General features: G+C 62.8%; 10 protein-coding genes. 7 read left to right on the forward strand and 3 right to left on the reverse strand.

Annotated features, from left to right (window positions below):
• Position 1: 1 nt before the first annotated feature.
• Positions 2–895, reverse strand: coding sequence for a helix-turn-helix transcriptional regulator (locus tag ASC48_RS13605; protein WP_055456292.1), 894 nt, complete (start codon positions 893–895; stop codon positions 2–4).
• 289 nt (positions 896–1,184) lie between these two features.
• Between ASC48_RS13605 and ASC48_RS13610 the strand changes: the two genes are divergently transcribed.
• From ASC48_RS13610 to ASC48_RS13635, 6 genes are all read left to right on the forward strand, one after another.
• Complete coding sequence (locus ASC48_RS13610; RefSeq protein WP_055456293.1) at positions 1,185–2,069, forward strand: carbohydrate ABC transporter permease; 885 nt, start codon at positions 1,185–1,187, stop codon at positions 2,067–2,069.
• A gap of 1 nt (position 2,070) precedes the next feature.
• Positions 2,071–2,967, forward strand: coding sequence for a carbohydrate ABC transporter permease (locus ASC48_RS13615; RefSeq protein WP_055456294.1), 897 nt, complete (start codon positions 2,071–2,073; stop codon positions 2,965–2,967).
• Positions 2,967–4,103, forward strand: coding sequence for an ABC transporter ATP-binding protein (locus ASC48_RS13620; RefSeq protein WP_055456295.1), 1,137 nt, complete (start codon positions 2,967–2,969; stop codon positions 4,101–4,103). Before ASC48_RS13615 ends, ASC48_RS13620 begins: the two co-directional genes overlap by 1 nt.
• A 77-nt stretch (positions 4,104–4,180) precedes the next feature.
• A complete protein-coding gene (locus tag ASC48_RS13625) occupies positions 4,181–5,449 on the forward strand; it encodes an ABC transporter substrate-binding protein (protein WP_055456296.1) in 1,269 nt (422 codons plus the stop codon).
• Between the two features lie 203 nt (positions 5,450–5,652).
• Complete coding sequence (pglA, locus tag ASC48_RS13630) at positions 5,653–7,185, forward strand: polygalacturonase PglA (protein WP_055456297.1); 1,533 nt, start codon at positions 5,653–5,655, stop codon at positions 7,183–7,185.
• Positions 7,186–7,320: 135 nt separating this feature from the next.
• The gene (locus ASC48_RS13635) at positions 7,321–8,433 is read left to right on the forward strand and encodes a glycoside hydrolase family 88/105 protein (RefSeq protein WP_055456298.1); all 1,113 of its coding nucleotides are present in this window, start codon (positions 7,321–7,323) and stop codon (positions 8,431–8,433) included.
• 189 nt (positions 8,434–8,622) lie between these two features.
• On the opposite strand, the gene ASC48_RS13640 is transcribed toward ASC48_RS13635, so the two are convergent.
• Positions 8,623–9,684 carry an ABC transporter ATP-binding protein gene (locus ASC48_RS13640; RefSeq protein WP_055456299.1) on the reverse strand — a complete coding sequence of 354 codons (1,062 nt, stop codon included), beginning with the start codon at positions 9,682–9,684 and terminating at the stop codon, positions 8,623–8,625.
• 12 nt (positions 9,685–9,696) lie between these two features.
• Positions 9,697–10,533: an IclR family transcriptional regulator gene (locus tag ASC48_RS13645; protein ID WP_208975721.1), complete on the reverse strand. Its 837-nt coding sequence runs from the start codon at positions 10,531–10,533 to the stop codon at positions 9,697–9,699.
• Between the two features lie 145 nt (positions 10,534–10,678).
• On the opposite strand from ASC48_RS13645, the gene ASC48_RS13650 reads away from it, so the two are divergent.
• On the forward strand, positions 10,679–11,917 hold the full coding sequence (locus tag ASC48_RS13650; RefSeq protein WP_055456300.1) for an ABC transporter substrate-binding protein: 1,239 nt from the start codon (positions 10,679–10,681) through the stop codon (positions 11,915–11,917).
• Positions 11,918–11,950 lie beyond the last annotated feature (33 nt).

Here is an 11,950-nt window from a genome sequence, read left to right on the forward strand (position 1 = left end):
TTCAATCAATCACCAGAATTTCCGGGTCATCCACGTAGACCTCGTCCGGTCCGTCGCGGCTGTCGAGGCGGTAGCAGGAGGGGCTGGCGCCGAGGTGCTTCTTGAACAGGCGGGAGAAGTAATAGGGATCGGCGATGCCGATCATGGCCGCCACTTCCTTCACCTTGCGGCCGGAGGACAGGAGGTTCATGGCCATTTCCATGCGCTTGCGCTCCTGGAATTTCTGCGGCGTCAGGCCGATGCGGGCGCGGAAGGCGCGGCGGAAATAATCGCCGTTGAAGGGCACGGAGCCGAGCGCCTTCTCCAGAGCGGCTGCGCTCAAGGGATCGGCGGCGATTCGGGCCGCCACCAGCATGATATGCACCGACAGCTGATCGGGACTGTCCAGCGCCCCGCCCGCCCCTTCCTTCCAGCCGAGAAACGCGCTCTCGATATAGGCGAGCAGGATCACCATGAAGAGGTGATGCTGCGCCAGCGTCGTCATCGAAAGCGGCGCCATGTCGCGATAATGCGCCACCATGGCGCCGATCACCTCCCACTGGCGGAAGGCGGCAACGGGCCGGAGATTCATCTGGCCGATGAGATCCACCGAGCCGAACAGCGTCAGCGTGAAATGCTGGGCGACACCGGTGTAAAGCTCGTCCGAGAGCGACTCGCCAACGAAGCGGCTGCCGGCCGGGATCAGCATGGCCATGCCCGGAGCCAGCGACTGTTCCACCCCATCCAGCTCGTAGCGCGCAGACCCGGTCAGGCAGATCACCAGATCATGCACCGCGTTGGACTTGTCGACGCGCCAGGCGCGCGAGTGCTGCATCTTGATGGCCGAGCGGGCCAGAGCCAGCGTCAGCGCGGCGGGTGACAGACCGGCGAGTACATCACCTACGTTTTTGTCCATCCTTTTATTTCAGTCCGTCAATTTCGGTCAGCTTGCCGGTTAGAATATCGTCTCTGTCACAAAATGACTATCGCAACCCTTGCGAGACGCACCATGGGAGGAGGCGGCTTTGCGGGCGGGAGCTCTGCGCCCTTGCGCAGCCTTGCCCCTTCGCCGGATTGGCATTTGAAAACATCAGAAAACCCTATCAGAACGGCCTGTTCCTGCGTGAACCTGACCGCTTTTGCGGCAGCAGATACCGCCTCAGGTCTTGCGATCCGGGCTACAATCAGAGCGGAGGCCATCTGACATGGGTGGAGAAAACCGCTTCCTCGGCCTGGCCTATGTCACGCCCTATGTCGTCGGCCTGCTGCTGTTCACGGCCGTGCCCTTCGGCGCGTCGCTCTATCTCGCTTTCACGGATTACAATCTGGTCAGCAGCCCGAACTGGGTCGGGATGGACAATTTCGAAAAGCTGTTCACCCGTGACCGCACCTTCACCCGCTCTCTCAATGTCACCCTGCTCTACGTGGGGCTGACGGTGCCGCTGAAGCTGGCCTTTGCGCTCTTCATCGCGGTCATCCTCAATTACAAGCTGAAAGCCATCAACCTGTTCCGCACGGCCTATTACGTGCCGTCCATTCTGGGTGGCTCGATCGCCATCGCGGTGTTGTGGCGCTATCTCTTTTCCACCGAAGGCCTCGTCAATATGGCGCTGGCGGTGGTGGGGCTCGGCCCGGTCAACTGGTTCGGCGACCCGACGAATGCGCTCTTCACCATCACGCTGCTGCGCATGTGGCAGTTCGGCTCGGCCATGGTGATCTTCCTCGCCGCGCTCCAGTCCATCGACAAGTCGCTCTATGAGGCGGCGGCCATCGACGGCTCGGGCACCTGGTCCACCTTCCGGCACATCACCCTGCCGCTCATCACGCCGGTGATCTTCTTCAATCTGGTCATGCAGATGGTCCAGGCGTTTCAGGAGTTCAACGGCCCCTACATCATCACCCAGGGCGGCCCCCTCAAGGCCACCTACTTCCTGCCGCTCTACATCTACGAGCTGGCCTTCAAGAAGTTCGACATGGGCTATGCCTCCGCTGTCGCCTGGGTCCTTTTCATCATCATCATGGCGCTGACCCTCATGGCCTTCTGGTCCTCGAAGAAGTGGGTCTATTACGCCGGCGACAAGAGGAGCTGAGATGTCCCCGTCCTTCGTCGCCCCCGATGCAGGCGCAGCCGCCTTTGCCGCCCGCCAGCAACGCCGCCAGCGGATCTCGGCGATCATCCGCTACACACTGCTGACGCTGGTCGGCGTACTGATGCTCTACCCGCTGATCTGGCTCATCGGGGCCTCGTTCAAGCCGAACTCCGAGATCTTCTCCGGTGCAGGTTTCTGGCCGCAGAACCCGACCCTTGATGGCTACATCAAGGGCTGGCAGACCTCGACGCCCTACACCTTCGGCCATTTCTTCCTGAACACGGCCTGGATCATCATCCCGAAGGTCATCGCCACGGCAGTGTCCTGCACGGCAGTGGCCTATGGCTTTGCCCGCTTCGACTTTCCGGGCAAGAAGATCCTGTTCGTCACGCTGATCGCCACGCTGCTGCTGCCGAATGTGGTGACCCGCATCCCGCAGTACCTGCTGTTCCGCGATTTCGGCTGGCTCGACAGCTATCTGCCGCTGTGGGTGCCCTCGGCCTTTGCAGGAGACGCTTTCTTCGTCTTCATGCTGATCCAGTTCCTGCGGGCCATCCCGCGCGACATGGAAGAGGCGGCCCGCGTCGATGGCGCCAACTCCCTGCAGGTGCTCGTCTACATCGTCGTGCCCATGCTGGCCCCGGCGCTCATCTCGGTGTGCCTGTTCCAGTTCATGTGGACGATGAACGACTTCCTCGGCCCGCTGATCTACCTGTCCTCCATCGACAAGTACCCGATCAGCCTGGCGCTGAAACTGTCCATCGACACCTCGGAAGCATTCGACTGGAACCGCATTCTGGCCATGTCGGTCCTGGCGATCACGCCCGCGCTCGCCGTGTTCTTCCTCGCACAGAAACATTTCATTGAAGGCATCTCCAGCGGTGGGGTGAAAGGCTAATGGCACGTTTGCAGATTCAGAACCTGGAAAAGGTCTACGGCAGCGGCTTCAAGGCGGTCCATGGCATCAACCTGGACGTGGAGGACGGTGAGTTCATGGTGCTGGTCGGCCCGTCGGGCTGTGCCAAGTCCACCACCCTGCGCATGATCGCGGGCCTTGAAACGGTGACGGGCGGTGCCATCCGCATCGGCGGCCAGACCGTCAACGACCTGCCCCCGGGCAAGCGCGGCATTGCCATGGTGTTCCAGAACTACGCACTCTACCCGCATATGAAGGTGAAGAAGAACCTCTCCTTCGGCCTGCGCCTGCAGAAAAAGAAGACAGCGGAAATCGATGCGGCCACGGAAGAGGTGTCCGGCATTCTGGAAATCGGCCAGCTGCTGGAACGGCTGCCGAAGCAACTGTCCGGCGGTCAGGCACAGCGTGTGGCCGTGGGCCGGGCGCTGATCAAGAAGCCGGACGTGTTCCTCTTCGACGAACCTCTGTCAAACCTCGACGCCAAGCTGCGCGCTTCGATGCGGGTGCGCATCACCGACCTGCACAAGCAGCTGAAGGCAAACGGCCTGTCCTCCACGGTGGTCTATGTCACCCATGACCAGACCGAAGCCATGACCATGGGCGACCGGATCTGCGTCATGAAGGACGGGCATATCATGCAGGTGGCCGATCCGCACACGCTCTATAACCGGCCGGCCAATGCCTTCGTCGCCGGTTTCATCGGCATGCCGGAAATGAACCTCGTCCCCGCTACGCTCGGCGGCAGCGGCGGCAGCGGCGACGGGGTGACACTGACGCTGGCTGGCCAGACGCTCGGTTTCGGGCCGGAGCTTGCCCGCCGCCTGACGGCCAAGGCAGGGCCGGTCACCCTCGGCATGCGCCCGCAGCATCTCGGCCTGCTGCCCGCCGGCACAGAGAATGCCGTAACGGGCAAAGTACAGACCATCGAGTTCCTTGGCCACGAAATGAACCTGCATGTGGATCTTGGCGGCACCACGCTGGTGGCCGTGCTTCCTGCGGCGGAGGTACCGCAGGGCCTGAAGCGCGGCGATGCGGTGGCGGTGCGGCCCATCGAGAGCAACCTGCACATCTTCGATGCGGACAGCGGCGAGAACGTCTCGCTGGCCCCGCTCAGCTGACGCAGCTCTGGCAGCTCAAACCTTTCCGGAGCCGGGTTCAGACGCCCTGCTCCGGCGGAAAACGGGAGGAGAAAACCATGAGAAAGACAGCAACTGCCCTTGTGAGCCTTGCGCTCGCCTCAAGCTTTGCCACGCCCCTGCTGGCGGCGGATCTGCGCATGTCCTGGTGGGGTGGGGACAGCCGCCACAAGGCGACGCAGGAAGCGCTGAAAGTCTGCGGCGAGAAACACGGCCACACGATTGCGCCGGAGTTCACCGGTTTTGACGGGCACCTCGAGAAGCTGACGACGCAGATCGCCGGACGCACGGAAGCCGATATCATGCAGGTCAACTGGCCCTGGCTGCCGCTGTTCTCGATCAAGGGCGACGGTTTTGCTGATCTGAACGACTTCAGCGAATATATCGACCTCAGCAACTGGACCGAGGACCAGCTGGCATCGGGCAGCATGAACGGAAAGTTGAACGGCCTGCCCGTTTCCACCACGGGCCGCGTGTTCTTCTTCAACACCACCTCGTTCCAGAAGGCCGGACTGCCCCTGCCCTCCACCTGGGATGATCTCTTTGCAGCCGCCAAGGTGCTGAAGGAGAAGATTGGCCCGGATGCCTATCCGATGAACGCCATCAAGGAGACGGCCGTTCTGCTCGTCTCGCTGCGCGCCACCCAGGCAACCGGCAAGGACCTGATCGACCCGGAAACCACGACCGTAGCCTGGACGCCGGAAGAGCTCGCCGCGGCCATCGACTTCTACGGCAAGATGGTCGAGGGCGGTGTGGTGATGTCACAGCAGGATGCGGCAGCGGAAGGCAACGTCAACCTGTTTGAAAGCCCGAAGTGGGCCGACGGCCGCATTGCAGGCTCCTATGAATGGGATTCCACCTATTCAAAGTATGCCGATCCGCTGCAGGAGGGCCAGAAGCTGGAGGCCGTCAAGCTGCTGACCAGCCCGGACGCCAAGACCGAAGGCGTCTACCGCAAGCCCTCCATGGTGTTTGCGATCTCCAAGAACTCGAAGAACCCGCAGGCTGCGGCCCAGATCGTCAACTGCCTTCTGAACGAGCCGGAAGGCATCAAGGCCCTTGGCAGCTCGCGCGGCCTGCCCGCCAGCAAGACGGCGGCCAAGGCTCTGGCTGATGCCGGTTCGACCGAGATGGAACTGATCGTCGCCAACGCAATCGTCACCGCAGGCGCAGGACCGACGGTCTCCCCCTTCAACGAGCACCCGGAAGTCCGCAGCATCTTCATCGACGCCCTGGAGGAATTCGCCTACGGCCAGATCGATGCACAGACCGCTGCCGAAGAGATCATCGACGGCATCAACGGAGCCCTGAAGAAGTTCCGTTCCTGAGGGGAGAGGCCGCCGGGAGTTAGCTCCCCGGACTGCCAGTCACAACCCAACTCCTCTCCTCCTCAAGGGGGGAGAAGGGCGCTGCGGCGAGACGGCGGGCGCTTCGGGAAAAGCTCCGGCTGCCGCTAAAGCCGTGCTTCATCACAAAAACTGCCGGGAGGCATCAGGTCTCCCGGCCGCCACAACGCAGGAATACGCCCGCCATGTCCACCGAACCCGCAACCGGCTCCCTCTGCCTCAGCGCGATTTCCCCCAGGCACATCACGCTGCGCTATCACGTGCCGGGTGCGCGCTATCACCTGCCAGAGCCTGCTGCCTGGGTTCTGACGGACCAAGGCAGCGGCGAAACACGGCAAGGGGTTACCGGCCGGGCGGTGTTTTCGATCTTCGGCCTTACACCCGGCGCAGACTATGTTCTTGCCATTGAAGGCGCAGAGCCTCTGACCATCCCCATGCCGAAGTGTTTCGGTCTGATCGACGCCCGGGACCACGGCGCCGATCCGGCGCTTGAGGATAACGGCACAGCCCTTGCCCGGGCGATTGCGGCAACGCCTTCCGGCGGCACGCTGCGCATCGCTGGCGGCATTTACCGCACTTCGCCGCTGATGCTGAAGTCCGGCATGACCCTTGAGATCGCCAAAGACTCCGGCCTTGCCGCCATCCATGACCGCAGCAACTGGCCGATTCTGCCTGCCCGGGATCAGGATGGCTTGCCCCTGTCCAGCTGGGAGGGCGTGCCGGAAGCGGCCTATGCCAGCCTTATTACCGCAACCTCCTGCACATGGCTGACCATCTGCGGCGAAGGCTTTCTTGATGGCGGCGGGGCGGAAGGCGGCTGGTGGAGCTGGCCGAAGGAAACCCGCAACGGCGCACGGCGCCCGCGCACGCTGTTCCTCAGCCGCTGCACCCATGTGACGCTGGCAGGAATCACGGTTCGCAATTCCCCTTCGTGGACCGTGCACCCGCTGTTCTGCAAGGATCTGATCGCGGCAGATCTCAGGATCTGGAACCCGCCGGACTCCCCCAATACCGATGGCCTCAACCCCGAAAGCTGTGAGGGCGTGCGGATCGAGGGTGTGCATTTTTCGGTCGGCGACGACTGCATTGCCATCAAGGCCGGCAAGCCGGTGCCAGAGACAGGCGCCAGAGATCATCTGGCCCCGGCCCGTAGAGTTTCCGTCCGCAATTGCCTCATGGAACGTGGCCATGGCGGTCTTGTCATTGGCTCTGAAATGGGGGGAGGCGTGCATGATGTGACCGTGGAGCATTGCAGTTTCAGTCAGACCGACCGGGGCCTCAGGATCAAGACCCGGCGCGGGCGTGGCGGCGCGGTCGGCAATGTCCGCTTCTCCGACTGCGACATGGACGGCGTGGACACGGCTTTCGCCGCCAATGCCTTCTATTTCTGCGATGCGGACGGGCATTCGGATTTTGTGCAGTCCCGCGCGCCTCATCCCGTCACCGGCGAAACGCCGTCCATTGGCGCGATCACCATCGAGAACATCAAGGTCACCAACCTGCGTCTGGCGCTTGGCGTCTTCCTCGGCCTGCCCGAAGCGCCGATGGGGCCTGTCCGGATCTCCGGCGTCGAGGCCTCCTATGATCCTGCGGCCAAAGCGGACGTGCCGGTGATGGCCGATCATGTTCCGGCGATGCGCCACGAGGATCTGGTGTTCGAGGGCGCGCATGTTGAGGACCTGCGCCATCACCCTGCCCGCGCCAGCCCGGCGGCATAGCTGCCCCTTCCCGCCAGCCCCGCGAAGGCTGGCCACAGATTTCGCAGCGCCGGATGGCCTGCATGACACTTCCAACCGGAAAGACGGGCACGGCTTATGAGCCCGGATGCTTTCCCTCGCAGTCAGGACGGCCCGATGACCCCGCGCTATTTCAAGGAATTTCTGTCCCGCTACACCTACGCCAAGGATGGCAGCTGGTGCTACGAGGACGGCTGTGTCTACCGTGGGCTGGCGCTGCTGCATGACCAGCAGCCGCAGGAGGTCTGGCGGGATGAATTGCTGCGGCTGATCGGACCGCAGGTTGGCGAGGATGGCGCGCTGGCAGGCTATACCCAGGATGAGTTCAACATCGACCACATTCTGGCCGGGCGCGTGCTGTTCTTCCTCGAAAAGGCCGCCCCTGGCACCCATTGGAGCCTTGCCATCGAGCATCTCGCCGGGCAGCTGACCCGCCATCCGCGCACCGCCGGCGGCAATTACTGGCACAAGAAGCGCTATCCGCAGCAGGTCTGGCTCGACGGGCTTTACATGGGCCTGCCCTTCCAGATCGAATACGGCCTTTCCCGCAAGAAGCCGGACCTGGTGGACGATGCCCTTGCCCAGCTGAACCGGGCGCTGGACCTGACCCATGTGGCAGCAACGGGCCTCTACGCCCACGCCATCGATGAAGCGCGGGCGCAGGACTGGGCCGATCCGCAAACCGGCCTCTCCCGCGCCCACTGGGCCCGCGCTCTTGGCTGGCTGGCGATGGCCCTGGTTGATGTAATTGACCTCATCGGGCCGGAAAAAGCCGCCTCATCCGGTCTTGCAGAGCGGGCGTCCTCCCTGCTCACCCGCATCACCGCCCTTGCCCGGCCGCAAAGCGGGCTGTGGCTGCAGGTGATCGACCAGCCGGAGCTTCCCGGAAACTACGAAGAGTCCTCGGCCAGCGCCATGTTCGCCTACGCGCTGATGAAGGGCGCAAGGCTGGGACTGGGAGACCATCTGGCCGCCCCCGGCCTCAAGGCACTCACCAGCCTCGAAACCACCCAGCTTTATGCGGGCGAGGACGGCATCATCCGTCTGCAGAATGTCTGCGAGATGGCCGGACTCGGCGGTTTCGGCGGCCGTGTGCGCGACGGCTCCCCCGCCTATTACCTCAGCGAGCCCCTGCGCCCCGACGACCACAAGGGCACCGGCGCGCTGATGATGGCCTATGCCGAACGGCTGGCCTCGGCCAGCGCAGAAGCCAGGCGGGCTGCGAGCTGACAGACAGAATCACAAAAGGGCCGCAAGCGATTGCGGCCCTTGTTTTTGGGAGAGGTGGCATTGGTCTTGCCGGCTTTCCGGAATAATATCCACTCACAAGCTTATAATTTTTCGTCATGCCATGACTTGATCATGGCATGACGGAGATGAGAGGAAGTAGATCTTTCATGAAAAACATTCTCTTCCCCCTCACCTGATCCTGCGGCCTGCCTCATCTGCCGTGAAATACATCGCCTGCGCCGGATCGAAGCTCAAACCAGCCTGATCACCTGCACGAAGCCCCATGTCCTCGCGCTGCTCGACAATCAGCTTGCTGCCATTGGCGGCCATCAGATGCACGTAGGAAACGCCGCCCAGCGCCTCGACCATGTCCACCTTGTGCGTGGTACCGGAGCGCTCGATGCGCAGATGCTGCGGGCGCAGGCCGAAGGTGACCGGGCCATTGGCAACCGCCACCGCCGGACGGGCAAAGATGGCATCGCCAAGCCCCGGAACCTTGAGCCCCTCGCCGCTGACGCTGGCGTCGAGGAAATTCATGGCAGGTGACCCGATGAAGCCCGCGACGAAACGGTTGTCCGGATCGTTGTAGAGATCAAGCGGCTTGCCCACCTGCTCGATTTTTCCGGCGCGCAGCACCACGATCTTGTCGGCCAGCGTCATCGCTTCGACCTGATCATGGGTCACGTAGATCATCGTCGCGCCGATTTCCCGGTGCAGGCGGGCAATCTCGACGCGCATCTCGACGCGCAGCTCGGCGTCAAGGTTGGACAGCGGCTCATCGAAGAGGAAAACTTCCGGCCCGCGCACGATGGCGCGTCCGATGGCGACGCGCTGCCGCTGGCCACCGGAGAGCGCCTTGGGCTTTCGCGACAGCAGCGGCTCCAGCTTGAGGATCTTCGCGGCCGCTGCCACCTTCGCCTCGATTTCCGCCCTGGGATGGCCGGTCATCTTCAGGCCGAAACCCATGTTCTCCGCCACCGTCATGTGCGGATAGAGCGCATAGGTCTGGAACACCATCGCCACGCCGCGTTCGGCCGGATCAAGGGTGGTCACGTCACGCGAACCGATCCGGATTGCGCCGGAACTGGTGCTTTCCAGCCCTGCCACCATGCGCAGCAGCGTGGACTTGCCGCAGCCCGAGGGGCCGACGAAGACACAGAATTCGCCATGCTCGATGGTCAGGTCCACCCCGTGGATGACCCCGACTTCGCCGAACTTCTTGACCACGTTCTCGAACGAGACGCCAGACATGGATTTCCTCCCTCAGATCTGCTTGCGTTCCGGAAACCGCCAGGCTTCCACGTCTGCAGCAATGGCGCTGGCGCAGGCCTTGAGCTGCGGGGCCAGTTGCTCCAGCCCGTCGAGGCTGTTCCGGGTTGTTGTGGATGTGACCGAAAGCGCCCCCAGCACACTGCCCCCCGACGACAGAACCGGCACGGCAAGGCAGATGATGCCCGGCTCGTGCTCCTCCCGGTCGAAGGCGTGGCCGCTCTTGCGGATTTCCTCAAGCTCGGCGAGAAGTTCCTCGCGCGAGCAGAGAGTCTTCGGCGTGAAACGGTAGAAGGACTGGCGCGCAACGGCCTGCTGCTTTGCCGCCTCCGGCAGAAAGGCAAGCATGGCCTTGCCGACACCGGTGCAATAGGCAGGCCCGACCTTGCCGGCCTGGCTGAACATTTCCACCGGCCGGGCGGCATTGCGCTTGTCCACATAGAGCACCTGCCCCTGATCAAGCTGCGCCAGATGCAGAGTTTCGCCCAGCTCTGCCGACAGCCTGTCGAGCCAGGGCCGTGCCAGAGGCGCCAGAGAACTCTGCGACCAGGCCGCATGGGCAAGCCGCACAAGCCGCACGCCGAGAGCATAGTTCTGGCTGTCCGAATCATAGGCGAGCATGCCCTGATGGGTCAGGGTCTGCAGCAGCCGGTAAAGCGTGGCCTTCGGATAGGGGCTGATGGCCAGAATATCCGTGAAGCGCACCGGGCGGCCGGCCTGCGCCACAATATCCAGAACGGCCAGAGCCTTGCCGACGGTGCCATCACCGCCCTGTTCCGCCTCCGCCCCGCTGATGCCGGGCCCATCCGCCTTTGGCTGTTTCGTGCTCATCGTCTTGCAAACCCTCGCCCGGCACACAGGGGTGCGCCTGCTGCTTGACAGTCCTAAAGCTTCGCATCATAGTTTTCAATATGCAAGACTTGGTTTCAATATTTGGAACATCGTTACCAAAGAACACAGTCCGGGAGGAGACAAGATGACTGTTACACCACTCAAGCTGGCGGCCTTTGCCGCTGCGCTGATGATGTCCGGTTCGGCGCTGGCCGCACAGAGGACCCTCGTTTTCAACACCGACATGTCGGACCCGGCACCGAAGGCTGCACTGGAAGAACTGGTCACCATGTTCGAGGCGGAAAACCCGGACGTGAAGGTGAAGGTCAATATCTTCGACCATGAGGGCTACAAGACCGCCATCCGCAATTTCATGACCGCAGATGCGCCGGATCTGGCCAGCTGGTACGCCGGCAACCGCATGGCGCCCTTCGTCAAGGCCGGGCAGTTCATGGATGTCAGCGATGTCTGGGAGAAGAACGGCCTCGGCCAGAAGCTCTCGGCGTCCAAGGCTTCGATGACCATCGACGGCAAGCAGTGGGGCGTGCCCTATACCTATTATCAGTGGGGTATCTACTACAACAAGGACGTCTACAAGCAGGCGGGCGTGAGCGAGCCGAAGACCTGGGATGAGTTCATCGCCAACTGCGCCAAGTTCAAGGCGGCAGGCATCGACTGCGTGACCACCGGCTCCAAGGCCCTGTGGCCGGTTGCAGGCATCTTCGACTATCTGAGCCTGCGCACCAACGGCTACGAATTCCACATGGACCTGACCGCAGGCAAGATCGCCTGGACAGATGACCGGGTGAAGGCCGTCTTTGCCGAATGGGCGAAGCTGGTGGAACCGGGTTATGTCACCGCCAATCATACGGCCCTTGACTGGCAGGATGCCGTTTCCCTTCTGGTTCAGGGCAAGGCCGCCAACTATGTCATGGGTAACTTTGCCGTCGCCGCCTTCAAGGATGGCGGCATGACCAATGACAATCTCGGCTTCATGGTCTTCCCCGAAATCACCCCGGGCCTGCCGCGTGCTGAAGAAGCCCCGACGGACACGATCCACATTCCGGCAGGCGCCAAGAATGTGGAGGACGCCAAGACGTTCCTCGCCTTTGTCACCCGTGCCGACGTGCAGACCGCCCTCAACAAGCGCCTCGGCCAGCTGCCGGTCAATAACGAGGCCACGGTGGATGCGGCAGATCCGTTCCTGAGCCAGGGCTTTGAAACGGTATCGACCGCTTCAGCCGTTGCCCAGTTCTTCGACCGGGACGCCCCGGCCGAGATGGCCAAGGCTGCCATGGAAGGCTTCCAGGAATATATGGTCAGGCCCGACCGGCTGGAGCGGATCCTCGACCGCCTCGAGAAGGTGCGCCAGCGCGTCTACTGAGCCCTGCACCGCCGCCCCTTGCAGGCGCCCTCC

Origin of the sequence: Pannonibacter indicus (genome assembly GCF_001418225.1) — a bacterium.
Classification (GTDB): Bacteria; Pseudomonadota; Alphaproteobacteria; order Rhizobiales; family Stappiaceae; genus Pannonibacter; species Pannonibacter indicus.

Excerpts from the sequence above, each read along its gene's own strand:
- ASC48_RS13605 (WP_055456292.1), bottom strand. The coding sequence starts at position 895 with ATGGACAAAAACGTAGGTGATGTACTCGCCGGTCTGTCACCCGCCGCG.
- ASC48_RS13610 (WP_055456293.1), top strand. The coding sequence starts at position 1,185 with ATGGGTGGAGAAAACCGCTTCCTCGGCCTGGCCTATGTCACGCCCTAT.
- ASC48_RS13615 (WP_055456294.1), top strand. The coding sequence starts at position 2,071 with ATGTCCCCGTCCTTCGTCGCCCCCGATGCAGGCGCAGCCGCCTTTGCC.
- ASC48_RS13620 (WP_055456295.1), top strand. The coding sequence starts at position 2,967 with ATGGCACGTTTGCAGATTCAGAACCTGGAAAAGGTCTACGGCAGCGGC.
- ASC48_RS13625 (WP_055456296.1), top strand. The coding sequence starts at position 4,181 with ATGAGAAAGACAGCAACTGCCCTTGTGAGCCTTGCGCTCGCCTCAAGC.
- pglA (WP_055456297.1), top strand. The coding sequence starts at position 5,653 with ATGTCCACCGAACCCGCAACCGGCTCCCTCTGCCTCAGCGCGATTTCC.
- ASC48_RS13635 (WP_055456298.1), top strand. The coding sequence starts at position 7,321 with ATGACCCCGCGCTATTTCAAGGAATTTCTGTCCCGCTACACCTACGCC.
- ASC48_RS13640 (WP_055456299.1), bottom strand. The coding sequence starts at position 9,684 with ATGTCTGGCGTCTCGTTCGAGAACGTGGTCAAGAAGTTCGGCGAAGTC.
- ASC48_RS13645 (WP_208975721.1), bottom strand. The coding sequence starts at position 10,533 with ATGAGCACGAAACAGCCAAAGGCGGATGGGCCCGGCATCAGCGGGGCG.
- ASC48_RS13650 (WP_055456300.1), top strand. The coding sequence starts at position 10,679 with ATGACTGTTACACCACTCAAGCTGGCGGCCTTTGCCGCTGCGCTGATG.